Raw genomic sequence first — 26,404 nt, forward strand, 5'->3', positions numbered from 1 at the left:
TGTACATGTGTGTTTCGACTCAAAAATGAAATTCGAGTAACTACTCGAATTTTCTGTTACCGTAGTCACACTTGCCGCGGCGGACTGAAGAAATCCCCAGCCGCGTCATCGTCAACCTGACACGAAGAGGTGAAGGCTCGTGACCCGATTCACGCGAAGACAACTCCTGGGCGCAGGCCTGGGAACAGCAGCCATGGGCTTGCTGAGCGGGTGCGCTACTCCAGGAACGCAGTCCGTCAACGCCGCACCAACCATCCCCGCCGCCGGGGAGCCCGTGCGGCTGACCTACTGGGCTTGGCTTAAAGACTTCCAAAACGTCGCTGATGTCTGGAATGCGTCCAATCCCAACATCCAAGTGGATGTGGTGTGGATCCCGGGCGGCAACGCAGGCGGGTACCAGAAGCTGTACTCAGCCCTGGCCGCTGGCGGCGGACCTGACCTGGCTCAGGTGGAACTACGGTCCATCCCGGAGTTCATGCTGGTGAACGGACTGGTTGACCTGAACCGCTACGGCGCCAAGGAACACGAACACTTGTACGACCCCACCCTGTGGAAGCAAGTCAGCTACACCGGGGGCGTTTACGGCATCCCCCAGGACGCCGGCCCCATGGGCATGTTCTACCAGCCCGCCATCCTGGACAAGGTGGGGGGCAGCGCCCCGAAGACCTGGGACGAGTGGGCTGCCTTAGCCGCCGAACTTCGCTCCGTGGACAGTTACTTGGACTGCTTCCCCATCAGCGATGCCTCTCCCTTCGCGTCCTTCGCGGGGCAGGCCGGCGCCCAGTGGCTGCGACCGGAAGAGGATGGCTGGGTCATCAACATGACCGACGACGCCACGCTCAACACCGCGCGTTTCTTCGACAAAGCGATCGACGACGACCTCGTCACCACCGCGTACGGCGCCTTCTCCCCGGGTTGGTTTGCGGCCGCCGGCAAGGGTGGCATTGCCTCCACCGTCACCGGCAGCTGGGGCGATGCTTTGGTGCAGGGCGTCAGTGGCTCCGAAGGTAAGTGGCGCGTCGCGCCGATGCCCACGTGGGGCGACACCGGCTTTGGCTCCAGCTACCTGGGTGGCTCTACGGCGGCGGTGTTGGCCAACAGCAAACACCCCAAGGAAGCACTCGAGTTTGCGGTGTGGCTGACCACGTCCAAAGAGGGAATCGACGCCGAGATCAAGCACAGCGGCATCGGCTGGTCACCCAACCCCGACTTTATTGGCACGGATCGGCAGCAGCCCTCGGCGTTCTTCGGTGGCCAACGCTATAACGAGGAAGTCTTTGTTCCCGCCGCCCAACAGCAGAACCCGGACTGGTCCTGGTGGCCGGTGACCCAGCAGTCGTTCAACATCCTCAGCGACGGCTTCCGCAAAAAGGCTTTCGGTACCTCATTGGTCGATTCAATCGCAGCTTCCGAGCAGCAGATCATCACCGTTTTCAAGAACAAGGGCCTCAGCATTCGGAAGGAAACGGCATGACCACCACCCGCACCGCATCTACAGTGCAGCGCCCCGCCGCCACGGCACCAAACCGTCCGGGCAAGCGGGCCGGCGCTGCTGCACGCGCCCCTTGGCTTCTGCTGGCTCCGTTCCTGGGGCTCTTTGTCCTCACCTTCCTGCTGCCCATTGTTGTGGCCATCATGTCCAGCTTTACCAAGGTGACCCGCAGCGGGCTCTTCGGTGAAGCCGGCGTGACCAGTGAGTTCGCCGGCTTCAGCAATTACGCCCAGGCTCTGGCCGACGGCAGCTTTGTGGCGTCCATTGGCCGAATGCTGCTCTTTGGTATCGTCCAGGTTCCCGTGATGATCGTCCTGTGCACGGCGTTGGCTCTCATGCTCGAGTCAGCATCGGCAAAGTGGCCTGGCTTCTTCCGTGCCGCCTACTTCCTCCCCTACGGTGTACCGGGCGTCATCGCCACCATCCTCTGGTCCTTCCTGTACGTGCCCGGGCTCAGCCCGCTGTTTGACGCAGCCAAGATCGTTGGCTTGACTCCCGATTTCCTGGGCGCCAACAGCGTCCTGTGGTCCATTGCCAACATCGTCACGTGGAGCTACACGGGCTACAACATGCTGATCATCGTGGCGCAGCTCAAGGCCATCCCGGTGGAACTCTATGAGGCAGCCAAGGTGGACGGCGCTTCCACGTGGCGTGTTGCCCGGAGCATCCAACTCCCCTTGATCCGCCCCGCACTGATGCTCACCACGGTGTTTTCCATCATCGGAACGCTGCAACTGTTCGCTGAAGCGCAGGTCCTCAAGACCGTTGCTCCGGCCATCGACAGCCAATACACGCCCAATCTCAGCGCGTACACCACCGCGTTCGCCTACAACGACTACAACGTCGCTGCAGCCCAGTCGGTCATCATCGCCGTGGCCGCATTCGCCCTTTCCTTCGCTTTCCTCGCACTGACGAACAGGAAGTCCTCATGACCTCCACAGCAACGAAGCCCGCCACTCCCGCCATCCGCAGCAAGACATCGGCCGGTCCGGACCGTTCGGCCGGACGACGGCGGTCATCCACCATCATTGTCACCGCACTTTTGGTGGTGGTGGCCTTGTACTTCCTGATTCCCGTGTATTGGGTGTTCGTGGCCTCCACGAAATCCACGGAAGACCTCTTCTCCACCAATGGCTTCTGGTTCGCGCCCACTTTCTCTCTGTGGGAAAACATCGGCCGTGTGGTCAGCTACGACAACGGCATTTTTGGCCGCTGGTTCCTGAACTCGGCCATCTACGCAGGTGTCGGCGCGCTCCTGGCCACATACTTTGCCGCAGCAGGCGGCTATGCCTTGGCCAAGTACCAGTTCAAGGGACGCAACCTGGTGTTCGGCACCATCCTTGGCGGCGTCCTGGTTCCGGGTACTGCCACTGCCCTGCCGCTCTTCCTGCTGTTCAGCCAGATGGGCCTGGCCAACACGTACTGGAGCGTCCTGCTGCCCTCCCTGGTTTCACCATTCGGCCTGTTCCTCTGCCGGATCTACGCCCAAGCCACAGTGGATACCTCGCTGATTGAGGCCGCACGGATCGACGGCGCGGGCGAGCTCCGCATCTTCCACACCATTGGGCTCAAGGTACTGACGCCGGCCTTGGTCACCGTGTTCCTGTTCCAACTGGTGGGCATCTGGAACAACTACTTCCTGCCTTTGGTCATGCTGTCCGATTCCGAGCTTTACCCCATCACGCTGGGCCTGAACAACTGGTTGAGCCAGGTTGACCGTTTGCCCGAATTCTATGAACTGACCACGGGCGGGGTGCTGCTTTCCATCATTCCTCTCAGCATCGCCATGGTTGTCCTGCAGCGCTTCTGGCGCGGCGGACTGACAGAAGGAGCCGTTAAGTAATGACCACGTCATTGGACGCCAGCTACATCACTGACACCGGTCCGGGATCCGGCAAGAGACTCCCTGCCCGTTCCTGGCTGCACACCGACGCACCCACCATCTCCCTGAACGGGACGTGGCGTTTCCGGCTTCTCCCGGGGGCTCCCGGAACCCCGGGCGGCCGAGGTGTCCTCCCCGCCGGCGAACCCACTGAAGGCGTCGCCGAGGAAGCCCTGGATGACTCCACCTGGGACCAGATCCCGGTTCCCGCGCACTGGGTCCTGGAAGGCGATGGCCGTCATGGACGGCCCATCTACACCAACGTCCAGTTTCCTTTCCCTACCGATGCACCCCATGTCCCGGATGAGAACCCCACCGGGGATTACCGCCGAAGCTTCGAACTGCCCGCCGACTGGAAGGACACCGAACGCCTTGTTCTGAGGTTCGACGGCGTCGAATCCCGTTACAAGGTGTGGCTCAATGGCAGCGAGATCGGGGTGGGTACCGGCAGCCGGCTCGCCCAGGAATTCGACGTCACCGAGGCAGCACGCCCCGGACAGAACGTCCTTGCTGTGCGGGTCCATCAATGGTCTGCGTCCAGCTACGTGGAGGACCAGGACCAGTGGTGGATGCCGGGCATCTTCCGCGATGTCACCCTCCAGGCCCGCCCTGCGAAGGGCATCGACGACGTCTGGCTGCGCACGTCTTATGCCAACAACGCGGGCGTCATCGACCCCGAAATCACGGCTGACAACGCCGCCTACCCGGTGCGGCTGTCCGTACCCGAGCTGGACGTCGACGTCGTCTGGAACTCCCCTGCCGACGTCACCCCGGTGGCAATTGCCGCCGTCGAGCCCTGGTCCGCAGAGGTTCCGCGCCTCTACAACGCCACCGTGTCCAGCGATGGGGAAACCATTTCGCTGCGCCTGGGATTCCGGACCGTGGAGATCAAGGGCGACCGGTTCCTGGTGAACGGCAAGCGCGTGGTGTTCCATGGCGTCAACAGGCATGAGACCCACCCTGACCGCGGCCGCGTGTTTGACGAGGACTTTGCCCGCCAGGACCTTGCCTTGATGAAGAAGTTCAACGTCAACGCCATCCGCACCAGCCACTACCCGCCGCATCCCCGCCTGTTGGACATCGCGGACGAGATGGGCTTCTGGGTGATCCTCGAATGCGATCTTGAAACCCACGGCTTTGAACGGCACGGCTGGGTGGGTAACCCCAGCGATGATCCCGCGTGGCGTGAAGCGTACCTGGACCGCATGGAACGGACCGTGGAGCGGGACAAGAACCACCCCTCGATCGTCATGTGGTCCCTGGGCAACGAGTCGGGCAGCGGCTCCAACCTGGCCGCGATGTCCGCATGGACGCATGCCCGGGACACTGGCCGCCCCGTCCACTACGAAGGCGACTACACCGGCGCTTATACCGACGTCTATTCCCGGATGTACTCCTCCGTGCCGGAAACCGAAGCGATCGGCCGGGACGATTCCGGCTCGCTGCTCCTGGGATGTTCCGCGGCGGAGTCCGCACGCCAGCGCACCAAACCGTTCATTCTCTGCGAATACGTCCATGCCATGGGCAACGGACCCGGCGCAATCGACCAGTACGAGGACCTGGTGGACCGCTACCCGCGGCTGCATGGCGGCTTTGTCTGGGAATGGCGGGACCACGGTATCCGCACCACGGACGCCAACGGCACCGAGTTCTTTGCCTACGGCGGGGACTTCGGCGAGGTGGTCCACGACGGCAACTTTGTGATGGACGGCATGGTCCTCTCCGACTCCACGCCCAGCCCCGGTCTCTTTGAGTACAAACAGATCGTCGCGCCCCTGCGCCTGGGTTTCAGCACGGAAACGCACGACGGCGGCACGCGTCGCTTCGTTTCCGTCGCCAACCTGCGGCACACGGCTGATGCGTCCGACGTCGTCCTGCGCTGGCGCACCGAAGTGGACGGCGAGGTGACCGCGTCCGGTGAGCTCGACGTCGTCACCTCGGCAGGTGTCCCCCTCCCCGCGGGGAATTCGGCGCTGATTGAGTTGCCGGAGTTCGCATCCATGGACTCGGGAGAGTGCTGGCTGACTGTGGAGTCGGTCCTTCGCAAGGACACAGCGTGGGCCGAGGCCGGGCACGTGATCTCCGCTGCGCAGCTCCAACTCTCAGACGCTGCGCCGCGTCTGAGCATCCCGCGCCCTCAGTCTTCGTCCAACCGTGCCGTCCACGGAGTGGCGGGTACGGTTGCGCTGGGGCCCGGGGTCTTTGAAAACGGCCGGCTGGTCTCGCTGGCCGGACTGCCGGTGGCCGGGCCGCGCCTGGAATTGTGGCGGGCTCCCACCGATAACGACGCCGGCGCCGGCCGGGGCAGCTACGACCTCGCCGATCCGTGGTTGAACAACGGCGACGGCGTTCCGGCCCCGTCATCCGAGAGCATCTGGCGTGCCGCCGGTCTTGAACGGTTGACGGCCAGGGTGGAGAAGGTCTCGGCCACCGGATCGGGCGTCTCCGTCCGTACCCGCTACGCTGCAGCCGATGCCGCACATTGGGTCTCTGTGGAGGAGAACTGGCAGCTGTCCGACGGCGAGCTGTGGCTCCGACTGGACATTGTTCCCAGCTCGGGGTGGGACATCATCTGGCCGAGGGTGGGGGTCCGCTTTGACCTGCCCGGATCAGTGGATGGTGCGTCGTGGTTCGGCGCCGGCCCCCGTGAGTCATACCCGGACAGCATGCATGCAACGCTTGTGGGCCGCTACTCGGCAGGCATCGACGAGCTTTCGGTGAAATACGCCAAACCGCAGGAAACGGGACACCGGAGTGCGGTTCGCACGCTGGACCTGCAGAACTCCGGAGAACCCTGGCTGGGGTTCAGCGCTATCCCTGATTCCCGTGGGCGCATGCCCGGTTTCACACTCTCACGGCACACGGCGCAGGAGATTTCCGCCGCAGCCCACCCGCACGAGTTGCCGGCAAGCAAGGGCAGCTACTTGTACCTCGATGCCGCCCAGCACGGGCTCGGGTCCAGGGCGTGCGGTCCGGACGTCTGGCCGGACCACGCGCTGCGTCCGGAAGCACGGACGCTGACGTTCCGGATCATCGAAGCGGGCTAGATCCCCCCGTGGTGGGGCCCGCTCTGCATGCTTCCGGGCACGAATAGCGCGCAGAGCGGGCCCAGCAACACCACCCCCGTGCGTTGCGGGGCCCGTTTTGCGCGATTCGACGCGGGAATACCACGCAGAGCGGGCCCCGCAACGAAAGGGCAGGGGTGTCAGGCGACCGCCACGGGCTCCTTCTTAGCTGCATCCTTGCGGATGGTGGCACTAATGACAGCGGCCACCGTGCACATGGCGGCTGCGCCCAGCCAGGCGTAGTTGTAGTGCCCGGTGGCATCGCGGATGAACCCGGCCAGGAGTGCCGCAACGGCAGCCCCGAGCTGGTGGGCTGCGAACACCCAGCCGAACACCACAGACCCGTCGGCACCGAAAACCGAGCGGCAAATAGCGGCGGTGGGAGGCACGGTGGCTACCCAATCGAGCCCGTAGACCACCACGAAGATAATCATGCTCGGCTCAACCGACGAGCCCAGAAGCAGCGGCAACACCAGCAGACCGATCCCCCGGAACTGGTAATACACAGCCAGCAGCACTTTGGGGTTGAAGCGGTCCGTCAACCATCCGGACGCGATGGTCCCCACGATGTCGAAGATCCCGACGACGGCCAGCAAACCCGCCGCTGTGGTTTCAGGCATGCCGTGATCGTGTGCGGACGGAATGAAGTGCGTGCCGATCAGTCCATTGGTGGTAGCCCCACAGATCGCGAATCCCGCTGCCAATGCCCAAAACGTCCGGACCTTACTCGCGCGTTTGAGGACCTGCAGTGCACGAATCGCGGCGTTGGGAGAATCCCCTGCCCCCGGCACAGCAACCACAGCGGCGGGCTTGCCAAACGTCGCAGCGGTTGTTCCGGCGTCGGCGGCTGTAGCCTCAGGTTTCTCGGCGGCAGCTTCAGCCGAACCGTACGGCAACACCCCGACGTCGGCAGGTGAGTTCCGCAGCCAGCGCAGCACCAGCGGGACTACTGCGAGCGCACCTGCCGCGATGAGCAAGGATGCACCGCGCCAGCCAGGGTTTTGGGCAAGGGCCGCGATAAAGGGCAGGAATACCAACTGGCCGGCTGCACTACCGGCCGTCAGGATTCCGATCACCAGGCCACGGCTTTTGGCGAACCAGGTGTTGGCGATGGTGGCGGCGAAGACAAGGGCCATGGAACCGGTGCCCAGTCCGATCAGCAGGCCCCACGTGAGCAGGATCTGCCAGGACTGGTTGACGAAGACCGTCAGGGCGGAGCCGAGCCCGATGAGGCAGAGAGCCAGCGAGGTGACCTTCCGGATACCGAAGCGCTCCATCAGGGCCGCGGCGAACGGAGCCGTCAAGCCGAACAGGACCAGGTTGATGCTTACGGCCAGGGACAGGACCGTGGTGGACCAGCCGAATTCCTCCTGCAGCGGGACCATGAGGACGCCGGGCGCCGCACGGAATCCGGCGGCTCCAACCAGCGCCAGGAAGGCAACCGCTGCAACGATCCAGGCGGGGTGGAGGCGTCGGCGCCTGCCCGCCTTTCCCGTGGGGGTCCGTGTTTCTTCGGGCGGGGTCCCTGTGACGTCGGGAGCGGTCATGCGGGGATCTCCGTACCAAGGGAAGCGGCAGTTCGCGTTTCAGCTGTGTTTCGGGTTTCAAGGGGTGCGACGGCGAGCGGAAGTGGATGGTCACTGCGTTTGAAGCTGTGCCAGCTGGTGTTGGCTGCGGTCAGCCGGGCGCCACAGCTGGTGCAGGTATCGGCGGACATGGTGGCTTGACCGCAGTCAGTGTGGATGACCTTCATGTGGGACACCTCGTTGGGAGCGTCCAGGTGTTTCTCAGCCCAGATGATGATGGCGTTGAGCACGGGAAGCGTGTCCTCTCCCTTGGGGGTGAGGACGTATTCCTGCCGTGTGCGGGCGCCGTCCTGATAGGGGCGTTGGGCGAGCAGCCCAGCGTCCAGAAGCCATCCCAGGCGTTTACTGAGGACGTTGTCGGCTACTTCGAGGCGTTGCTTGATCGCATCGAAGCGGCCGTTGCCGAAGAAGATCTCGCGGAGGACCAGGCTCCCCCAGGGGTCGCCGAGGACATCCAACCCACGGGCAAGGCTGCACGTGCGCGCAGACCAGTCAGAACGAAGAGGCATGCGCACAAAATTAGCTGACTTCGCTAAAGAAAGCTAGGTGTTGCGCAGGCGAAAAGATCCGGCTCTTGTTCCTCACTTCCCCGGTGAGAGTGCGAACAAGAGCCGGATTCGAAGGACGGGCAGCGAAGGACTATCTGATTTTGGCGAAGGCCTGTTCCAGGTCTGCGATCAGGTCCTCCGCTTCCTCGATGCCGCAGGAAAGGCGCAGAAGGTTGACCGGAACAGCCAACTCGGTCCCCTTCACCGAAGCGTGGGTCATCTCCGAGGGGTAGTTCATGAGGGACTCGATGCCGCCCAGGGACTCTGCCAGAGTGAACACTGAGGTGGATTCGGCGACCGTACGGGCTGCCGCTTCGCCGCCCTTGAACTGTACGGACACCATGCCGCCGAACTTCTTCATCTGCTTGGCAGCGAGCTCATGACCTGGGTGATCCGGGAGGCCCGGGTAAAGGACGGCTTCAACCTCGGGACGCTGCAGCAACCATTCGGCCACAGCCTGGCCATTCTCACTGTGACGGTCCATGCGAACACCCAGCGTTTTCAAACCGCGGGTAGTCAGGAAGGCATCCATCGGGCCGGACACCGCACCCACCGCAAACTGAACGAACCCGATCTTCTCGGCAAGATCCGCGTCCTTGACCACAACGGCGCCGCCAACAACGTCGGAGTGGCCCCCGATGTACTTGGTGGTGGAGTGCACCACAACATCGGCCCCCAGGGCGAGCGGGGTCTGCAAGTAGGGCGACGCGAAGGTGTTATCCACCACAAGGAGGGCACCGGCGTCGTGCGCTACTGCGGCGAGCGCCTCGATGTCCGTGATTTTCATCATCGGGTTGGACGGCGTCTCCACCCACACCAGGCGCGTCTTGTTGGCAGCAACAGCAGCAGCAACGGCATCGAGATCGGACATGTCCACCGGGGTGTTGCCGATGCCCCAGTCCCCCAGCACGCGGTTGATCAGGCGATAGGTGCCACCGTAGGCGTCATTGCCCAGCACAATGTGGTCCCCCGGCCGGGCAAGCGCCCGGATCAGTGAATCCTCAGCTGCCAGACCCGAGCCGAAGGAAAACGCAGCCGTGCCACCTTCAAGGGCGGCGAGTTGCTCTTGGAGGGCGTCGCGGGTGGGGTTGCCTCCACGGCCGTATTCGTATCCTGAACGGAGGTTGCCGATCCCGTCCTGGGCGTACGTGGTGCTGAAGTGCAGTGGCGGCACAACAGCGCCGGTCACCGGTTCGAAAGCCTGTCCAGCGTGGACGGCGCGCGTGTTGAACCCGGCGTTGTTGATGGCAGACATTGAAGCTCCTCTAGTTTCGTTCAGGGATTGCAGTGGAATCGGCGCGGGGCGCTCAGTTGCTCAAGTAGGCCAGGAGGTCGTGCCGGGTCAGGATTCCCACGGGGGCTCCCGCGAAGGTCACCATCAGGGTATCGACGTCGGACAGCAGCTCCCGGGCGGCGGAAAGGGTCTCCAAGGAGCCGATCACGGGCAGGCGCTCGCCCATGTGTTCGGAGACCTTGTCAGCCAGCTTGGCTTCGCCGCGGAACAGTTTTGTGGTGAGGCTGCGCTCATCAACTGCCCCGAGGACCTCGCCCATCACCACCGGGGGTTCCTGTGAAAGAACCGGTATGTGGGATACGCCGAACTCGTTCATGATGTTGATGACATCGCGGACCGTTTCGTTCGGGTGGATGTGGACCAGGTCCGGCATCTCTCCCGTCTTGGATTTGAGCACCTCGCCCACGGAAGCTTCCTCGCCGCCGGCCAGGAAGCCGTAGGAACGCATCCACTGATCGTTGAAGATCTTGGCAAGGTAGCCACGGCCCGAGTCCGGGAGGATCACCACAACCACGGCGGACTCGTCCAGGTCCTTGGCTGCGTGCAACGCCGCAACGACGGCCATGCCGGAGGAACCGCCCACCAGCAGGCCCTCCTCGCGGGCGAGGCGGCGGGTCATGGAGAAGGAGTCAGCGTCGGATACGGCAATCACGTCATCCGGCACCGCGGGATCGTAGTTGCCGGGCCACATGTCCTCGCCCACGCCCTCCACGAAGTACGGCCGGCCGGTTCCGCCTGAGTAGACCGAGCCTTCCGGGTCCGCCCCAATGACCTTGACCTGGCCGCCGTCGGAATCCGCGCGGTCCGCCGAGACCTGCTTTAGGTAGCGGCCCGTACCGGTGATGGTGCCGCCGGTTCCGGCGCCAATGATTACGTGAGTGACCCGGCCGTCCGTGTCCCGCCAGATTTCCGGGCCTGTGGTCTCGAAGTGGCTGCCAGGGGCAGCGGGATTGGAGAACTGGTCCGGTTTGAAGGCCCCCGGGATCTCCTTGACCAGACGGTCGGAGACGCCGTAGTAGCTCTGCGGGCTGTCAGGTGCTACCGCGGTGGGCGTCACCACCACTTCGGCCCCGTACGCCCTCAGCACGGCCCGCTTGTCCTCGCCCACCTTATCCGGCACCACAAAAACGCACTTGTAACCCTTTTGCTGGGCGACAAGCGCCAGTCCCACCCCGGTGTTGCCCGACGTCGGCTCAACGATGGTTCCGCCCGGCTTGAGCCGGCCGTCCTTTTCCGCGTCTTCGATCATCTTCACGGCGATCCGGTCCTTGATGGATCCGCCGGGATTGATGTATTCGAGCTTCACCAGGACGGTGGCCCTGATTCCCTCGGTGACGTGGTTGAGCTTGATGAGCGGCGTATTGCCGATGAGGTCCAACACGGACTGGGCATACTTCATAGATACAAAGTTACCGTCTGGTTGCTAAGGGGCTGGACCCGGCGCCGTCAGCGATCATGCGCCGGCAGAGGTGTCGTTCTGCCATACGCCCAAAACGTTGCCTTCGGTGTCCTTGAAGTAGGCATACCAGCCCATGGCGGGCATGGCCTCCTTGGCTTGGACCACACTGCCGCCAGCAGATTCCACCTGCTTGAGCGCGGCATCGATGTCCTCTACATCCAGCGTGAGGACGGGTGTCTTCAGGGCATCGGTCCGTGGGAACAGTGCGCCGTTGATGGCACCGGGCTCTTTTGGCGCGCCTGTCTGTTCATCGGAAGGTGCTGTGATGGCGATCGTATAGTCCATCCCCTGCATGGGACTCAGGTTCCAGCCGAAGGCACTCTGGTAAAAGGTGTTGGCCCGGTCTTGATTGTCCGTAGGAATCTCGAAATGCACAATGGCGGCCATGATTCGCGCTCCTTGTTCCATGGATTTGTGGTGGTTCATGGCGCGGCGCATCCTCGCCACATCACGGAGTCTAGCCCTGGCCGGCTGCTGCCGTAAGGGGGGTCCGTCAGGGGTTTCCGTCAGCAGATTGTCAGTCGATCGTGGGACCATAAATATATGACCATCGCAGAGGCCCCGCCTATTGTCGCGGCCGCGGCAGATGCGGCCGTCCGGTGGTACCCGGGCAGTTCCTTCCGTTTGGACCACACCATGTTTCCGCTCATGCGCGGCAAGGCGGATCCGTCCTTCGCAACGCATTCCAGCGGATTTTGGATGGCGTTCACCGCACCCTCCGGCCCAGTGACGCTGCGCCTCTCGGGAGGTGGGCTGGGGACCGAATCCTTCGTGGACGCACAGGCCTGGGGGCCCGGGGCGGAGGACGCCGTGGCCGCTGTGCCCAGGTTGCTGGGCGCCGACGACGATTGGTCGGCCTTCGACGAACCCACCTTCCATGCAACCCTCCCGCGCTTGGTCACAGAATCCCGACGCCGGAACCCGGCTTTGCGGCTGCCCTCCACCGGGCGGATGGTGGACGCACTGGTGCCGGCCGTCCTGGAACAAAAGGTCACGTCTTTGGAGGCACGGCGCGGGTACCGGTATTTGATGTACCGCTACGGAACGCCTGCCCCGGGTAAGGCTCCTGCCGGGCTTCTGGTCCCTCCTACCGCCAGGCAGTGGCTGGCCATCCCTTCGTGGGAGTGGCACAAAGCCGGTGTTGGACCACAGCGCTCGGCAACTGTCATGCGGGCGCTGCAGTCCGCCGTCGCGCTTGAACGTCTTGCCGGGCTGGACGCGGCGAAAGCCGGCGCCAAGCTGCAGACCATACCGGGCATCGGCATTTGGACCGCAGCAGAAGTAGTTCAACGAACCCACGGCTGCCCGGACTCGATTTCCGTAGGCGACTACCACCTGGCTGCTTACGTCGGGTACGCCCTGACAGGACAAAAAACAGACGACGCAGGCATGATCCAACTCTTGGAGCCGTGGCGCGGACACAGGCAACGACTGGTCCGGATACTGTACCTCAGCGGCTTCCGCAAGCCCACGTTCGGGCCCCGGATGACCGTTCAGGATCACCGCGGACACTGAGCTTTCATTGCGGACCGAAGGTGTCCGCAGGGGCATGGACGGCCTCTCCGGGCGGGTATACGGTGGCGCTTAGGAGCCATCACCAGCCGTCCCTGGAGTGACCGTGATCCACACCAACAAGCTCACCAAGACCTTCACCGTGAAGAAGGAAACCGTCGAGGCCGTGAAGGGCGTGGACATTGACGTCGCCCCCGGCGAACTGGTTGCTTTCCTGGGCCCCAACGGCGCCGGCAAATCCACAACCCTGCGGATGCTCACCACGCTGTTGAGACCCACGTCCGGCTCCGCCACCGTAGCTGGGGTTGATGTGGACAAGGATCCTGCGGGCGTCCGTGCCCGGATCGGGTACATCGGACAAGGCAACGGGGGCGGGCACAGCTACCGGGTGATCGACGAATTGATCATGCAAGGCCGCTTCTACGGAATGAACACCACAGACGCCAAAGCCCGCGCCGAATCTCTCATGGCTTCCTTGGACCTCAGCGAACTCGCCAAGCGCACGGTCATCAAACTTTCCGGCGGGCAACGGCGACGCATGGACGTTGCCCTCGGGCTGATGCACTCGCCCGGCTTGCTGTTCCTCGATGAGCCGTCCACAGGCATGGATCCCCAGAACCGCGCCAACCTCTGGGAGCACATCATGCGGATGCGCGAGGAACACGGGACCACCATCGTACTGACTACCCACTACATGGATGAGGCCGATTCGATGTCCGAGCGCGTCATTGTGATCGACCACGGAACCATCATCGCCGACGACACCGCTTCACGGCTCAAAGCGAATCTTGCCGGGGACCTCCTGGCAGTGGAGGTCGCCGCCGGTGCCGCGTCCGAGGTGCGGGGGCTGCTGGGCCGCGCCGCCGCCGAAGGCGACATGGAGGAAAACGCGTACGACGGCGTAGTCCGCTTCCGGCTTCGGCTGGCCCACGGTGCCCGGCTTGCGCCGGGGTTGCTGAAGGAAATGCACGACGCCGGCGCTCCCGCCCAGTCCCTGGAGTTGAAACCGCCAACGCTGGACGACGTTTTCCTGGAACTGACCGGCCGCAGCCTGCGGGAAGGAGCTGAAGTCTGATGATTGAACAAGCCGTTGCCCCGGGTGTGACTCTCCAGAAGCGGGGGCCGCGCAGCGTTGTGACGGACATGTGGTTTGTGTTCTGGCGTGAGATGTTGCTGCCGCTGCGGGATCCGTTCTCGCTGATTTTCTCCCTCATCCAACCCCTGGTGTTCCTCGGGTTGTTCGGGCCACTGCTGGGTGCGGCCGTGGGGGCTCCAGCCTTCGGTGGCCAGTCCACGCTTCAATGGTTCCTTCCCGGGGTGGTGGTGATGATTGCCTTGTTCGGCACCTCCATGACCGGTTCCAACCTGCAGTACGAACTCATGACCGGTTCCTATGAGCGGATTCTTGCCACGCCGCTCTCGCGGTCCTCCCTGATGATTGGCCGGGCGTTGAAGGAGTGGGCTCCCTTGGTACTGCAGGGCTTGCTGATCGCCGTGGTCTGCATCCCCTTCGGCTTCGTTTTCTACCCCATGCACGTGGTGTTGGGTTTGGTCATTCTGGGCATCTTCGGCATCGGGCTGGGCGCTTTGTCCTATTCGCTGGCCTTGGTTTCGCAGAACAAGGAATGGATCTTCTGGGGCGTGCAGCAAACCCTGCTGTTCCCGCTGATGATCCTCTCCGGAATCATGCTGCCCATTGAGGCCGGTCCGGGGTGGATGAAGGTGGCCAGCCTGTTCAATCCACTGACCTACCTGGTCAATGCTGAACGTGAGTTGTTTGCCGGACGTATCGGTACGGACACCATGTGGGGGCTCGTGGCCGCTGTGGTGACGGCCGCCGTCGGGCTTGCGGTGGGAATCCGGACCATCAGCCGCAATACCAACTAACTACCTGCCTTGCGCTTGGAGATGTAGCCGGGAGATGGCGTCCTGCCGCATGTCCACCTTCCGCACCTTGCCGGAGACCGTCATGGGGAAGGATTCGCGGACGTCGATGTAGCGCGGGATCTTGTAGTGGGCCAGTTTGCCGCGACAGTACTCGGCAATGTCCTGGACCGTCAGCGCGGCAACACCGGGTTTGAGGATGATGCAGGCCATGAGCTCTTCTCCGTATTTCCGGTCCGGGACGCCGATGACCTGAACATCCTGGATGGACGGGTGGAGGTACAGGAATTCTTCGATCTCGCGGGGGTAGATATTCTCGCCGCCACGGATCACCATGTCCTTGATGCGGCCCTCGATCACCAGGTAGCCATCCTCGTCCATGCGGGCCAGGTCACCGGTGTGCATCCAGCCATCAGCGTCGATTGCCTCCGCGGTTTTGTCCGGCTGGCCCCAGTAACCCTTCATCACCGAGTAACCCCGCGTGCAGAGCTCGCCGATCACGCCACGCTCCACCACTTCCCCGGAACCCGGGTCAATGATGCGGCTCTCCAGGTGCGGCATTGTCCGGCCTACCGTGCTGGTCCGCTGCTCCAGCGTGTCCCCCGGGCGGGTCATGGTGGACACGGGCGAGGTCTCGGTCATGCCGTAGCAAATGGCAACATCCACCATGTGCATCTCATCGATCACCCGGCGCATCACTTCGATGGGACACAAGGAACCTGCCATCACTCCTGTCCGCAACGTGGAGAGATCGTAGGAGGTGAAGTCCTCCAGCGCGAGCTCGGCGATGAACATGGTGGGCACTCCGTACAAGGAAGTCCCGCCGAAGTCCTGCACGGCTTCCAACGCCGCCGATGCATTGAACCCGCGTCCTGGAATGATGGTGGCCGCGCCCAAGCTCAGGGCATTCAGGTTTCCGATCACCATGCCGAAGCAGTGATAAAACGGCACGGGAATCACCACCCGGTCATGCTCGGTGTAGTTCAGGAGCCGGCCGATCGAGTGCCCGTTGTTGAGGATGTTGTGGTGCGTCAACGTGGCGCCCTTGGGGAATCCCGTGGTGCCTGAGGTGTACTGCAGGTTGATGGGATCGTGAGGGTCCAGTTCCGCCATGCGTTCACGCAGTGCTGAAGGCCCGACGCCGTCTGCCCGGGTCAGAAGTTGGCTGTACGTGAGTTCGAGGTTGGCTACGGGGACGCCCACAGTGAGTCCCAGTTCCGGCGCTCCCGGAAGGAAAACGATCTCCCGAAGCTCGGGACAGTTGCCGGCCGCATCCCTGGCCATGCCCACATAGTCGCTGTTCTTGTCGCTTGGTGCGGCCACCAGCATTCTCATGCCGTTCTGTTTCACCACGAACTCCAGCTCGTGGCTGCGATACGCCGGGTTCACATTGACCAGCACGGCGCCAATCTTTGCTGTGGCGTATTGAAGGATGGTCCACTCTGCGCAGTTCGGACTCCAAATGCCGATCCTCTCACCTTTGCCCACGTCCATGGCGAGCAGTGCGCGGGCGAGGTGATCGACGTCGTCGTTCAACTTTTGGTAGCTCCACCGGCGAGCATCGCCGCCTGGTGTTGCAGCGGCCTCGATCAGCGCATCCCGCAAGGGGAACTGCGCCGCGACGCGCTCAAAATTGGCACCAATGGTCTCTTCGAGCAGCGGGACGGCAGTGTCTCCGGCGGTATAGGACAACATGACGGAACGCTACCAAGGGACTGCCCGCAACAGAACCGTAACCACCTCCAGCGGCGGCGTGTCCTGCCGGTAGGGTTGGAACCATGAGTGCACCCATTGACCTGCAGGCCACGTTCATCCCCAACGAAGGCGAGTTCTTCCGCGTGAAGCTCGCTTTGGAAATCGCGATCGACGAGGTCGTCAACGAGCCCGGCTGCATCCGTTACGAACTGACCGAAGCGACCGAGGAAAAGCTCGTCCTGACCGAGCGTTGGGAATCCGAAGAGCTTCTGGAGAAGCACTCCAAGGGCATCGCCGTCCAGGACCTCAACGAATCCCTCAGCGCTCTGCTTGCCGAGCCGGTCAAGCTCGAACGGCTGTAATCGCCGCAAGACTGCGAGAACGCCTTAAATCATCGAGGTCGCCGGAATTTTCCGGCGACCTCGATGCTTTCCGGCGGCATCGATGTTTCGAAGCCGCCGATGAGTCTTAGTTTTCCTGAGCCTCGGCACGTGCCTTGGCGACGTGCGCGTGGACCTCTTCCATGTCCAGCCCCTTCACGGCCTCGATGACCTGCTCAAGCTGCGGGCCGTTCAGGGCACCCGGCTGCGAGAAGACCAGAACCTTTTCGCGGAAAGCCATGAGCGTGGGGATGGACGTGATCCCGGCCTCGGCGGCGAGCTGCTGCTCAGCCTCGGTGTCTACCTTCGCGAACACCACGTCAGTGTGCTTCTCAGAAGCAGCCCCGTACGTGGGGGCAAACTGACGGCACGGGGCACACCAAGATGCCCAAAAATCCACCAGGACAATGTCATTGTCCTCAATGGTCGATGCGAACTGTTCTCCAGTGATGTCAACTGTAGCCATGCTTCCACGGTACGCGACCCCGCCCGCGAAGTCCCGCGGAGGGGCTCCCTGTTCGCTGTCTGCGTCACCGGGAATAAACGCCGAGAGGGAAGTTGTAAAGCAAGCCTTGTCCCGGATTGAACAAGTGTTTAGTCTTTGAAACATGCGTTCAAACGCAGAGGATATGACCACCCGGGCCCGGATCCGCGACGCCGCCATTGGGATCTTCGGCCGCGATGGTTTCGCCCGCGCAACTATCAGGTCAGTTGCCTCTGCCGCAGGGGTCAGTCCAGGCCTGGTCATCCACCACTTCGGCAGCAAAACCGGGCTTCGTGATGCCTGTGATCAGCATGTCCTTGCGCAAACAGCCACCCAGGGCCGCGAAAAAGCCGATCCGGTCTCCACGCGGCAGCTGATCCAGGACTACATGAACCACCCCGACCAATACTCCGACGAAATCACCTACATCCGACGCACCCTCAGCGACGAATCCGAGGCCGGCGACGCCTTCTTCGACGCCGTCGTGAAGCAAACGCAGGACATCATCCACGCCGGGATAGCGGCGGGAACCATCAGGGCGTTCGACGACGTCCGGTCCACCGCCGTCGTGATCGCCTCCAACAGCCTCTCAATCCTCATGCTGGGCCGGCACCTCTCACGGACGCTGGGACTGGTGGACCCTGAACCGCAAGGCATCGGCCCCGACCTTCTCCGGCAACTGACCCTGCCCGCCCTGGAGATTTACACGCACGGCTTCTACACCGATGCGCGTTTCCTGGATGCGGCCCGCGACGCCCTTGAACAAGAAACCAGCAACCACGGAAAGGAGCATGCCCCGTGACCCAGGCAATCGTCGTCGAGGGTTTACGCAAAAAGTTCGGTCACCGCGAAGTCCTGCACGGACTCGATTTCGCGGTTGACCGCGGGACAGTCTTCGGCGTCATTGGCCCGAACGGCGCAGGCAAGACCACCACCATGCGCTGCCTGCTGGATATTATTCGGCCCAGCGCGGGGTCCATTTCCGTTTTGGGAGAAGATCCGCGTTCTGCCGGCACTGCCCTCCGCCGCCGGATCGGCTACCTCCCCGGCGAGCTTCACTTGGAAAACAGGACCACGGGGCGCCGCATGCTGGAGCACTTCGCGGCGATCAGCGGCCCGGTGGACCCCAAGCATGTCAACGAACTCGCCGAGCGGCTGAACCTTGATCTGGATCGACAGACCCGGAAACTCTCCAAAGGCAACAAGCAAAAGCTGGGGCTGCTTCAGGCCTTCATGCATAAGCCCGAACTCCTGGTGCTGGACGAACCCACCAGCGGCCTGGATCCCCTGGTCCAACAGGTGTTCCATGCGATGGTCCGCGAGGCAGTGGATGGCGGCGCAACTGTGTTCCTCAGTTCGCACGTTCTCAGCGAAGTGCAGCAGGCCGCCGACGCCGTCGCCATCCTCCGCGACGGCGGCATCGTGACCGTTTCCACCGTGGAAGCGCTCCGGACTGCAGCAGTCCGGCAGGTACGGTTCACCAGCACCGAAACGGAAGCGCACGACGTCGGCGCGCTGCTGGCCCGGGTGCCAGGCGTCGCCAATATGGTGGTGCGGGAGCTCAAGGCCGACGGTCACACATCCGGAACAGTTGAGGCCACGGCGATGCTGTCCGGCCACGTTCAGCCCTTGGTTCAGGCGCTGGCCAGGTTGAACTTGACGGACCTGGTCCTCGAAGAACCGGACCTGGAGGAAGCTGTGCTCACTCTATACACAGCCCAAACTCCTCAGCCGGGCCAGTCTTCTCAGCCGGGCCAGTCTCCGGGGCTTGGCCAACCTCCGGGGCTTGGAAATGGTCAAACACAGGGCCGGCACGTGGAAGGAGCACACCGTGCCTAGAATCCTCCCCTTGTTCACCAAGGCCCTGACTGACTCATGGCGTTCAACGCTTGCTTGGGCAGTTGGTTTGTCGGCGGCATGCATGCTGTACCTGCCGCTCTATCCCTCGATTGGAGGCAGTGCGCAGATGCAGGACCTGATCAATGCGCTTCCTCCTGAGATGACCAAAGCCCTGAACTACGATCAAATCGCTTCGGGACCCGGCTACACCCAGGCCACCATGTTCGGGTTGATCGGATTCCTGCTGATGTCCATGGCCTCCATCGGCTGGGGTGCCGCGGCCGTAGGGGGCGACGAAGAATCCGGCTTGCTGGAACTGACGCTTGCCCACAGTGTTACCCGGGTGCAGATAGTCCTTGAACGCGCCTTGGCAATCGTGGTTCGCATTGCGTTGCTTTCGGTCCTTGTTTTTCTGTTGGTGCTGGGACTGAACGGGCCCTCGCAACTGGGCATCGACGTCGGACATCTCGCAGGTGCGGTACTGCTGTTCGCAGCCCTGGCACTTCTCAGCGGGACCGCCGCGCTCTTCGCCGGGGCACTGAGCGGCCGGAAAGTCTACGGGATCGCCGCCGGTGCCGCCGTAGCTGTTCTTGGTTATGTGTTCAACGCCGTGGGACGGCAAAGTCCCGACGTCCAGTGGTTGCTGAACCTTTCGCCGTACCACTGGGCGTACGGTAACTCCCCTGTAGCCAACGGCGCAGACTGGGGAGCTGCCGCGGGCTTGTACGGCATTTCGGCGGGGCTAATTGTGCTGGGCGCAGTCGCGCTGCAGCGACGCGATGTGGGGGTTTAGCTCCAGACGTGCGGCGCTGGCCGCCGCGATCCGGGAAGGGCATTGTTTTCCCGCCATTCGTGGATCCATTCGGGCAACTCAAGGTCAGCCGGTGGCGCTCCGAACTCAGCGATGATTTCTTCCTGCGTAACTGGCTTACCCTTACAGACCAAGCGGGTGGCGATGTGCGCCCGCGCATAGATTTCACCGTCTACTACCATGCGCTGTTCAAAATAGATGGCCTTCGTGTCCAGGCCAATGATGCGGGTTTCGATGGTGTATTGCTGCCAGAGTTGAAGAGACTTGCGAAAGGCGATGGTTTCACCGGCTGCCACCGGGCTCCAACCCCGCTTGCGCATTCTTGTCCAGATGCCGCTGCGGACCATGAGGTCGAAACGGCCGAGGTCCATTAACGAGAAATACATGCCGTTGTTGACGTGCATCGCGATGTCGATGTCAGTGGGCAGAACCCGTAGGGGCAGCGACGATTCTTCCCAAACGCCGAGCGGCGAGCGCTTGGAGGACGTGAACAGCAACATGAGGGTGCGAAGAAGCAGATGCATAACTCAATGTTACCCACCAGTAACTTGATGGGGAATGCATGGACCGCATAGTGGACCCTTTTCTTGGGCGCAGCAGGTTTATGTCTAACGTTTACCGCCGGTTCATCAAAGACGTGAATAATGTCTGAAACTCATATTGATGGAAGATACAAGGGGGACCCCTATGAGCACGCTGCAAACCGTCAGGCCGCAAGGCGACGTTTGGCCCGAACTTTCCCGCCACCAGCACGTGGTCCTCCAGGATGCCCGCGGCAACCGGATCGAGGGAACCATCGATGGCATGACCGACGATCGCAGTACACTGTGGATCCAACTCAAGGGTGGCTTGGGGCGCCAACTGGTGCACCACTTGGACGGCTACTGGCTGGAGACGCCGGCCGCCTGATCCCGCCCCGTCAAGACAGGGCGCTCGCTGTGGCTAGTATTCCCGTATGACTCAAGCGCGATACAGGGACCTGGTTGAATGGCCCCTCATGGCCACCGCATTGATTTTCCTCACGGCTTACGCGTGGCAGGTCATCGGTCGCGTCAGCGGGGCCGAGGCAATCCCCTTCGAAGTGGTTCTGTGGATCACGTGGGGAATTTTCGCGGTGGATTACTTCGCTAATCTTTGGCTTGCCGAGGACCGCATGCGGTGGTTCCTCTGGAATCTCCACGAACTTCTGATCGTGATACTCCCCTTCTTCCGCCCCCTCCGGCTTCTGAGGCTGGTCACGCTGCTCTCCGTCCTGCAGCGCACCGTGGGCGAAACACTGCGCGGGCGTGTGGCCACCTATGTTGCCGGCGCAGCCGCGATGCTGATCCTCATCGGAGCCCTGGCCGTGCTGGACGTTGAGCAGAACGCGCCCGACGCCAAAATCCTCACCTTCGGAGACGCCGCTTGGTGGGCCATCACCACTATCACCACCGTGGGCTACGGAGACCTCTACCCAGTAACTCCCATCGGCAGGATGGTGGCTGCCGCCCTGATGATGAGTGGGATCGCGGTCCTGGGTATGGTCACGGCGTCCATTGCCTCCTGGCTCCTGCAACGAATCGAGGAGAATGCCGAGGAGGTGGCCGCAGCAGCGGAAGTCAAGGCCGCAGCTGCCGAGGAACCGGTCCGCGCCGAGATGGCGGACCTCGTGACGGAGATCGCCGCGCTGCGGATGGAGATCGCCGAGCTCCGACAAGCCACCGAAGTCAGGCAGGCCACGGAACTCAGGCCGGCTGCAGAACGCGGGCCGGAGCGCGAGGCTTAGTCCCGGCATCAGGCCCTACCCGGCGTCGGGCCCTATCCCCCGTACCGTCACCACCTACTTTGCGACCCGGGTATTTCGACACGCCCCGCATTCCTGCGTGTTGCCGGTTTAGTGCAATCAAAGTGGGTGGTAGCCGCACACCCTCCTAGGGCGCCTCCCTGGGCTCCTCCCTGGGCGAAGCGGAATCAAGAAGCCAAAACTACTCGTGGGCACACAAAAAATCCCCGGAACCAGTGGTTCCGGGGATTTTCCTTGGGTGGCAGATGAGGGATTCGAACCCCCGTAGGCGTTGCCAGCTGATTTACAGTCAGCCCCCTTTGGCCGCTCGGGTAATCTGCCGAACTTCAAAAGAAGATCACTTCCGGAGACCGTTTCTTTTAGATCCGGTAACCGAAGGCAGAGACAACCTTACAGAACTTTCGGCGAAGAATCTAATCGGCGTCTGACGCCCGAGATTTCGCGGGATTTCAGGCTTCTCCGAGGATCCTTCCGGCCAGTTTGGCCTCGAACTTTTCGGCCTGCTCGGCAGTGATCTGGTTGAGCTGCACAGCGCGCAGCAAGTCCGCATGCACTCCGTCCATACGGGAGGCAGCATCGGGAACCGGACTCAGAACAATCGATGCCGCCACAGCTGCTGCGGCTACAGCACTTGCTGCGGCGACTGCGGCCGTGCCAATGGACCCTGCTGCTGCAGAAGCGGACTTGCTGATGGATTGGACGGCCTTGCTGCTCATGCTGATCCTCCGTGGATGCGTTCTTCCAACTGGTTCAACTCTCAACCGCCCGCCTCTGTTCCAACCCTGCATGCGCTGTGAGCGAACTGTGAATGAACTGCCCGGCCCCAACCGACGCCTTCCGTACTAGGCTGGATGCCAGACCAACCCGCCCTCACAGGGCCCCCAACCTAAGGAGAGTCATGGCAGGCGAATCCACATTCGACGTCGTAAGCAAAGTAGACAAGCAAGAGGTTGCCAACGCGCTGAACCAGTCCCAGAAGGAAATTGCGCAGCGATACGACTTCAAGGGCGTCGGCGCTGAGATCGACTTCAGCGGCGAGAAGATCCTCATGAAGGCCAACTCCGAGGACCGCGTCCTGGCTGTCCTGGATGTCTTCCAGTCCAAGCTCATCAAGCGCGGCATCTCCCTGAAGTCCCTCGACCAGGGCGAACCTTTCCCTTCCGGCAAGGAGTTCCGCCTGGAGTGCACCATCAAGGAGGGCATCGCCCAGGACATCGCCAAAAAGATCAACAAGATCATCCGCGATGAGGCCCCTAAGTCCGTCAAGTCCCAGATCCAAGGCGACGAACTTCGCGTCACCTCCAAGTCGCGTGATGACCTGCAGGAGACCATGAACATCCTCAAGAAGTTCGAAGAGGCTGACCTGCAGTTTGTAAACTTCCGCAGCTAGTCCCCTCCTAAAACGTCGCTGGCCCGCTTTTCCGTGGTTGTTCAACCACGGAAAAGCGGGCCAGCGACGTTTATGCCAATTACAAAAGCGGTCGCCCGGCCATCCGTTCCAGTCGGTTGATCCGTTCCTTCATGGGCGGGTGCGTGGAGAACATACGCCGCATGCCACCACCGCGGAACGGGTTGGCGATCATCAGGTGTGAGGCGTTGACCAGCCGCTGGTCCTGCGGGAGCGGCAACTGGGTGACGCCGGATTCGATCTTGCGCAGAGCTGAGGCGAGCGCCAACGGATCGCCGGTGAGCTCCGCGCCGTCCTCATCGGCGTCGAATTCGCGGGTGCGGGATATCGCCATCTGGATCAGCGACGCTGCGAATGGCGCGAGCAGGGCCATGGCGATGGTGGCCAGCGGGTTGGCGTTGCGCCGGTCGCCGCTGCCGAAGATCAGCAGCATCTGGCCTACGGAAGTGATGACGCCGGCCACGGCAGCAGCTACCGACGAAGTGAGGATGTCGCGGTTGTACACGTGCATCAGCTCATGACCCAGGACGCCCCTGAGTTCACGGGCATCCAGCAGATGGAGGATCCCCTCGGTGCAGCACACGGCAGCGTTCTTGGGATTGCGACCGGTTGCGAAGGCGTTGGGCGTCATGGTGGGTGAAAGGTAGATACGGGGCATGGGTTTGTTGGCACGTGCGGACAACTCCCGAACAATCTGGTAGAGCTGCGGTGCCTGCGCCTCGGTGACCGGGTAGGCGGCCATGGAGCGTATGGCGATCTTGTCGCTGTTCCAGTAGCCATAAGCAGTGGTTCCCACACCGATCAACGCCATGATCCAGATGGGCGTGGTACTGCGCGTCCCGGCCGCGATGATGGCGCCCAAACCCAACAACACCGCCCACAGCACACCAAAGAGCGCCGCGGTCTTGAGTCCATTGTTGTGTTTATGCACGGTAGATCTGGTCACTTTCCTCGGCTGTGGCAGGGGTTCTGTACGGATTAACGCCGACGGCGGCCGTCGTGTTCCGTTGTCAGCCTACGTTGCGGGGCCCGCTACGCAGGGTAAACGTCCCCGAAACCCGGCAGAGCTGGCCTCACAACGCAAAGGGGCTACGCGAAGGGGCCCGGACGCCAAGGCGTGAGCCTGGTGGCCTAGGGCACCGGATGCTTGGCGTCGTAGGCGACGAATCCGGGCTGCATTCGCGAAGCCACCCAGGCCAGGACTATGCAGAGAAGTCCCCCAAGGAGCAACACTCCGCCTTCACTCAGGAACTGGGTGACACCGCCGGCCAGCATGTCCCCCACTCGGGGACCTCCGGCCACCACCACGATGAACACACCCTGAAGCCGCCCCCTCATGTGGTCCGGCGTGGCTGACTGGAGGATGGTGGTACGGAAGACGGCGCTAATGGAGTCCGAGATCCCTGCGAGGGCGCAACACAGCGCGGCGGGGATCAGCCAGGCGGTGACGCCACCCTTCCCTGAGTCGCCGGCCAGCAGCACCACCAGCCCAAAACCGGCAATGGACGCGCCCCAGCCGATCACCGACCACACCACGGCGCTGCCCTGCTTGCGGACTCTCCCCAGGGGCCCTGAAAAGAGCCCGGCCAGGAAAGCACCCACGGCTGTGGAGGCAAGCAGAACACCCACCGTGGTTTCGCCTCCGCCGATCATTACTGCCCCGATGGCCGGCATCAAGGCCCGGGGTTGGGCGCAGATCATGGCGATGAGGTCGATGATGAACGTCATGCGGACATTAGGCCGCGTCCCCAGGAACCGGAATCCCTCCACCACGGAGCGGAGCCCTGGCCGCACAGCGTCTTTGGAAGGCGGTAGGGGCGGGAGTTTGAAAAGCCCCCACAAAGCGAAGGTGAAGCTGATGACGTCAATGGTGTACGTCCATCCGAATCCAATGGTTGCCACCAGGACACCTGCCAGAAGCGGCCCGGCTGTCATGGACAGGCCGAATGTCAGCATGCTCAGGGCATTGGCCGCGGGAAGCAGATCCTTGCGGACCAGGAGCGGAATGATGGCACTGCGGGCCGGGCCGTTGATGCCTTGGGCGCCGCTTTGTACGGCCACCAGCGCATAAAGGAGCCAGATGTTTCCGATTTCCAGCCACGCCTGCAAGGCCAGGGCGGCCGTGGTGGCCCATAGGACAAGCGAAGCAACGAGGGCAACTTTGCGGCGATCATAGGCGTCCGAAACGGAGCCTCCGTAAAGCCCGGCGATGACCAAGGGCACCAGCGCAAAGATGCCCAGGAGGCCCACGTAGAAGCTCTCCTGTGTGAGCCGGTAAACCTCCAGGCTAACGGCCACCAAGGTCAATTGGGTTCCTATGGCAGCCACCGAGGCCCCCAGCCAGAGCCGCCGAAAAGCCGGGCTCTCCTTCAAAGGGGTGATATCTGCCAATAGTTTCGCCACCGTCTTACCCTAACTACCCCTGAGGCAACCTCCCGTAACTCTCCCCGCCTTCGGTAACGCTTGGTAGGCTCACCCCGGGGAAGGAGTTGACATGGGCTTGGAGCGACGATTGCTGTACCGTTCGGGGTTTTGGGAAATAGCCCGGCCGCGCCACCCCCTCACGGCCGGGCACATCTTGATCCGGTTGTCTGACCCTGCCACCGAGTTCGCCCATGCATCAGCGACCGACTGGCTTTTCTGCCACAACCTTGTGCGCGCAGCACTCCATGACGTGTTGGGGGCAACCCGCTACGCGGTGATGTTCGCCCACCGTTGGCATCCGCTGGGCTCCGCCATCGGCGAGCCTGTGGCTGAGTCTTCAACACCTACGTTCCATCTGTTCGGGCGCTGGGACGGAGAAACCACGACGCCGGGGGCTCAGCTTTCGTTGCCGGCCCACCGTCGTCTCGGGGAGCCTGATCACTTGGAAGCTACCGATGCCGCCGTCCGTGAGGCGCTGCGGCGGAGGCGGCCAGAAGCCGCCATGAGTTCTGAGCCGGGGGCGGGCGACGCCGTCGAGCCTTCCACTATTCCCGGTCCGCTGGTGCGGGCGGTGCAAGCAGGACCGCACCACACAGTGATTGAGCCTGTCCGGGCGGTGGCGCTGGTCCGTGATGTTTTGCCGGCGGAGTTGCTGGCCATGGCGGCCGCCTTGGCTGAGCTTCCCTTGAGCGGGGGTCTGAGCGGATTCAGCTGCCTGGCACTGGAATCGGAGACAGCAGGTAGTCCGCTGCGGGTCCATGCGCTGGGCCGATCCGCGGCAGAGGAAGCCAATCCGCTGGAAGCGCTGATGAGTTCACCGGAAGTTAGCCTTGCCTTATTGTGAACTCCTCAAAATAA

At 62.7% G+C, this 26,404-nt stretch carries 26 protein-coding genes and 1 tRNA gene; 15 read left to right on the forward strand and 12 right to left on the reverse strand.

The window, feature by feature from the left end; translation table 11 throughout:
- Positions 1 to 139 precede the first annotated feature (139 nt).
- From LDN70_RS15330 to LDN70_RS15345, 4 genes are read left to right on the forward strand one after another with little or no spacing between them, the layout of a single operon-like run.
- Positions 140 to 1,474 carry an ABC transporter substrate-binding protein gene (locus LDN70_RS15330; RefSeq protein ID WP_223940676.1) on the forward strand — a complete coding sequence of 445 codons (1,335 nt, stop codon included), beginning with the start codon at positions 140 to 142 and terminating at the stop codon, positions 1,472 to 1,474.
- Positions 1,471 to 2,424: a carbohydrate ABC transporter permease gene (locus LDN70_RS15335; RefSeq protein ID WP_223940677.1), complete on the forward strand. Its 954-nt coding sequence runs from the start codon at positions 1,471 to 1,473 to the stop codon at positions 2,422 to 2,424. Before LDN70_RS15330 ends, LDN70_RS15335 begins: the two co-directional genes overlap by 4 nt.
- Positions 2,421 to 3,335, forward strand: coding sequence for a carbohydrate ABC transporter permease (locus LDN70_RS15340; protein WP_142938300.1), 915 nt, complete (start codon positions 2,421 to 2,423; stop codon positions 3,333 to 3,335). Before LDN70_RS15335 ends, LDN70_RS15340 begins: the two co-directional genes overlap by 4 nt.
- The gene (locus tag LDN70_RS15345) at positions 3,335 to 6,421 is read left to right on the forward strand and encodes a glycoside hydrolase family 2 TIM barrel-domain containing protein (protein ID WP_223940678.1); all 3,087 of its coding nucleotides are present in this window, start codon (positions 3,335 to 3,337) and stop codon (positions 6,419 to 6,421) included. Before LDN70_RS15340 ends, LDN70_RS15345 begins: the two co-directional genes overlap by 1 nt.
- Positions 6,422 to 6,579: 158 nt before the next feature.
- Here LDN70_RS15345 and LDN70_RS15350 read toward each other — a convergent pair whose 3' ends face one another.
- The 5 genes from LDN70_RS15350 to LDN70_RS15370 all read right to left on the reverse strand — a co-directional run bounded on the left by LDN70_RS15350 (position 6,580) and on the right by LDN70_RS15370 (position 11,713).
- The gene (locus LDN70_RS15350) at positions 6,580 to 7,986 is read right to left on the reverse strand and encodes an MFS transporter (RefSeq protein ID WP_223940679.1); all 1,407 of its coding nucleotides are present in this window, start codon (positions 7,984 to 7,986) and stop codon (positions 6,580 to 6,582) included.
- Positions 7,983 to 8,534: a winged helix-turn-helix transcriptional regulator gene (locus tag LDN70_RS15355; RefSeq protein WP_166839843.1), complete on the reverse strand. Its 552-nt coding sequence runs from the start codon at positions 8,532 to 8,534 to the stop codon at positions 7,983 to 7,985. Before LDN70_RS15355 ends, LDN70_RS15350 begins: the two co-directional genes overlap by 4 nt.
- Before the next feature lie 130 nt (positions 8,535 to 8,664).
- Complete coding sequence (locus LDN70_RS15360) at positions 8,665 to 9,828, reverse strand: cystathionine gamma-synthase (RefSeq protein ID WP_223940680.1); 1,164 nt, start codon at positions 9,826 to 9,828, stop codon at positions 8,665 to 8,667.
- A 52-nt stretch (positions 9,829 to 9,880) separates the two neighbouring features.
- Positions 9,881 to 11,266 (reverse strand): cystathionine beta-synthase, encoded by a 1,386-nt coding sequence (locus LDN70_RS15365; protein ID WP_223940681.1) that lies wholly within the window; start codon positions 11,264 to 11,266, stop codon positions 9,881 to 9,883.
- Between the two features lie 54 nt (positions 11,267 to 11,320).
- On the reverse strand, positions 11,321 to 11,713 hold the full coding sequence (locus LDN70_RS15370) for a VOC family protein (protein WP_223942663.1): 393 nt from the start codon (positions 11,711 to 11,713) through the stop codon (positions 11,321 to 11,323).
- A gap of 156 nt (positions 11,714 to 11,869) precedes the next feature.
- Here LDN70_RS15370 and LDN70_RS15375 point away from each other — a divergent pair, with 156 nt between their 5' ends.
- From LDN70_RS15375 to LDN70_RS15385, 3 genes are all read left to right on the forward strand, one after another.
- The gene (locus LDN70_RS15375) at positions 11,870 to 12,841 is read left to right on the forward strand and encodes a DNA-3-methyladenine glycosylase family protein (protein WP_223940682.1); all 972 of its coding nucleotides are present in this window, start codon (positions 11,870 to 11,872) and stop codon (positions 12,839 to 12,841) included.
- A gap of 103 nt (positions 12,842 to 12,944) precedes the next feature.
- Positions 12,945 to 13,913, forward strand: a complete 969-nt coding sequence (locus tag LDN70_RS15380; RefSeq protein WP_187697115.1) for an ATP-binding cassette domain-containing protein — start codon at positions 12,945 to 12,947, stop codon at positions 13,911 to 13,913.
- Entirely contained in the window at positions 13,913 to 14,725 is an 813-nt protein-coding gene (locus LDN70_RS15385; protein WP_223940683.1) for an ABC transporter permease, read from the forward strand. The genes LDN70_RS15380 and LDN70_RS15385 overlap by 1 nt, the downstream gene beginning before the upstream one ends.
- Here the strand turns inward: LDN70_RS15385 and LDN70_RS15390 are convergent, their stop codons facing one another.
- Positions 14,726 to 16,417, reverse strand: coding sequence for an AMP-binding protein (locus tag LDN70_RS15390; protein ID WP_223940684.1), 1,692 nt, complete (start codon positions 16,415 to 16,417; stop codon positions 14,726 to 14,728).
- A gap of 83 nt (positions 16,418 to 16,500) precedes the next feature.
- On the opposite strand from LDN70_RS15390, the gene LDN70_RS15395 reads away from it, so the two are divergent.
- The gene (locus LDN70_RS15395; protein WP_011775682.1) at positions 16,501 to 16,779 is read left to right on the forward strand and encodes a putative quinol monooxygenase; all 279 of its coding nucleotides are present in this window, start codon (positions 16,501 to 16,503) and stop codon (positions 16,777 to 16,779) included.
- A gap of 106 nt (positions 16,780 to 16,885) precedes the next feature.
- Here LDN70_RS15395 and LDN70_RS15400 read toward each other — a convergent pair whose 3' ends face one another.
- Positions 16,886 to 17,263, reverse strand: a complete 378-nt coding sequence (locus tag LDN70_RS15400; protein ID WP_142938291.1) for a thioredoxin family protein — start codon at positions 17,261 to 17,263, stop codon at positions 16,886 to 16,888.
- Between the two features lie 142 nt (positions 17,264 to 17,405).
- On the opposite strand from LDN70_RS15400, the gene LDN70_RS15405 reads away from it, so the two are divergent.
- From LDN70_RS15405 to LDN70_RS15415, 3 genes are read left to right on the forward strand one after another with little or no spacing between them, the layout of a single operon-like run.
- Complete coding sequence (locus tag LDN70_RS15405) at positions 17,406 to 18,083, forward strand: TetR/AcrR family transcriptional regulator (RefSeq protein ID WP_223940685.1); 678 nt, start codon at positions 17,406 to 17,408, stop codon at positions 18,081 to 18,083.
- Entirely contained in the window at positions 18,080 to 19,120 is a 1,041-nt protein-coding gene (locus LDN70_RS15410; RefSeq protein WP_223940686.1) for an ABC transporter ATP-binding protein, read from the forward strand. Before LDN70_RS15405 ends, LDN70_RS15410 begins: the two co-directional genes overlap by 4 nt.
- Positions 19,113 to 19,913: an ABC transporter permease subunit gene (locus tag LDN70_RS15415; protein WP_166839829.1), complete on the forward strand. Its 801-nt coding sequence runs from the start codon at positions 19,113 to 19,115 to the stop codon at positions 19,911 to 19,913. Before LDN70_RS15410 ends, LDN70_RS15415 begins: the two co-directional genes overlap by 8 nt.
- Here the strand turns inward: LDN70_RS15415 and LDN70_RS15420 are convergent.
- Positions 19,910 to 20,455 carry an acyl-CoA thioesterase gene (locus LDN70_RS15420; protein ID WP_142938287.1) on the reverse strand — a complete coding sequence of 182 codons (546 nt, stop codon included), beginning with the start codon at positions 20,453 to 20,455 and terminating at the stop codon, positions 19,910 to 19,912. The two genes, LDN70_RS15415 and LDN70_RS15420, sit on opposite strands and share 4 nt — an antisense overlap.
- Before the next feature lie 163 nt (positions 20,456 to 20,618).
- Here LDN70_RS15420 and LDN70_RS15425 point away from each other — a divergent pair, with 163 nt between their 5' ends.
- Together LDN70_RS15425 and LDN70_RS15430 are read left to right on the forward strand one after the other, a co-directional pair.
- The gene (locus tag LDN70_RS15425; protein WP_142938286.1) at positions 20,619 to 20,840 is read left to right on the forward strand and encodes a hypothetical protein; all 222 of its coding nucleotides are present in this window, start codon (positions 20,619 to 20,621) and stop codon (positions 20,838 to 20,840) included.
- A 46-nt stretch (positions 20,841 to 20,886) separates the two neighbouring features.
- The gene (locus LDN70_RS15430) at positions 20,887 to 21,696 is read left to right on the forward strand and encodes a potassium channel family protein (protein ID WP_142938285.1); all 810 of its coding nucleotides are present in this window, start codon (positions 20,887 to 20,889) and stop codon (positions 21,694 to 21,696) included.
- A 257-nt stretch (positions 21,697 to 21,953) separates the two neighbouring features.
- Here the strand turns inward: LDN70_RS15430 and LDN70_RS15435 are convergent.
- Positions 21,954 to 22,035, reverse strand: a tRNA-Tyr gene (locus LDN70_RS15435).
- A 128-nt stretch (positions 22,036 to 22,163) separates the two neighbouring features.
- A complete protein-coding gene (locus LDN70_RS15440) occupies positions 22,164 to 22,430 on the reverse strand; it encodes a hypothetical protein (RefSeq protein ID WP_017200186.1) in 267 nt (88 codons plus the stop codon).
- Between the two features lie 182 nt (positions 22,431 to 22,612).
- On the opposite strand from LDN70_RS15440, the gene LDN70_RS15445 reads away from it, so the two are divergent.
- Positions 22,613 to 23,104 carry a YajQ family cyclic di-GMP-binding protein gene (locus LDN70_RS15445; protein WP_017200185.1) on the forward strand — a complete coding sequence of 164 codons (492 nt, stop codon included), beginning with the start codon at positions 22,613 to 22,615 and terminating at the stop codon, positions 23,102 to 23,104.
- Between the two features lie 79 nt (positions 23,105 to 23,183).
- On the opposite strand, the gene htpX is transcribed toward LDN70_RS15445, so the two are convergent.
- A complete protein-coding gene (gene htpX, locus LDN70_RS15450; RefSeq protein ID WP_142938350.1) occupies positions 23,184 to 24,053 on the reverse strand; it encodes a zinc metalloprotease HtpX in 870 nt (289 codons plus the stop codon).
- Between the two features lie 200 nt (positions 24,054 to 24,253).
- Positions 24,254 to 25,525: an MFS transporter gene (locus LDN70_RS15455; protein WP_142938284.1), complete on the reverse strand. Its 1,272-nt coding sequence runs from the start codon at positions 25,523 to 25,525 to the stop codon at positions 24,254 to 24,256.
- A gap of 91 nt (positions 25,526 to 25,616) precedes the next feature.
- Here LDN70_RS15455 and LDN70_RS15460 point away from each other — a divergent pair, with 91 nt between their 5' ends.
- A complete protein-coding gene (locus tag LDN70_RS15460) occupies positions 25,617 to 26,390 on the forward strand; it encodes a hypothetical protein (protein ID WP_142938283.1) in 774 nt (257 codons plus the stop codon).
- The last annotated feature ends 14 nt before the right edge of the window (positions 26,391 to 26,404 follow it).

It is taken from the genome of Arthrobacter sp. StoSoilB22 (genome assembly GCF_019977315.1).
In the GTDB taxonomy this organism is placed as follows: Bacteria; Actinomycetota; Actinomycetes; order Actinomycetales; family Micrococcaceae; genus Arthrobacter.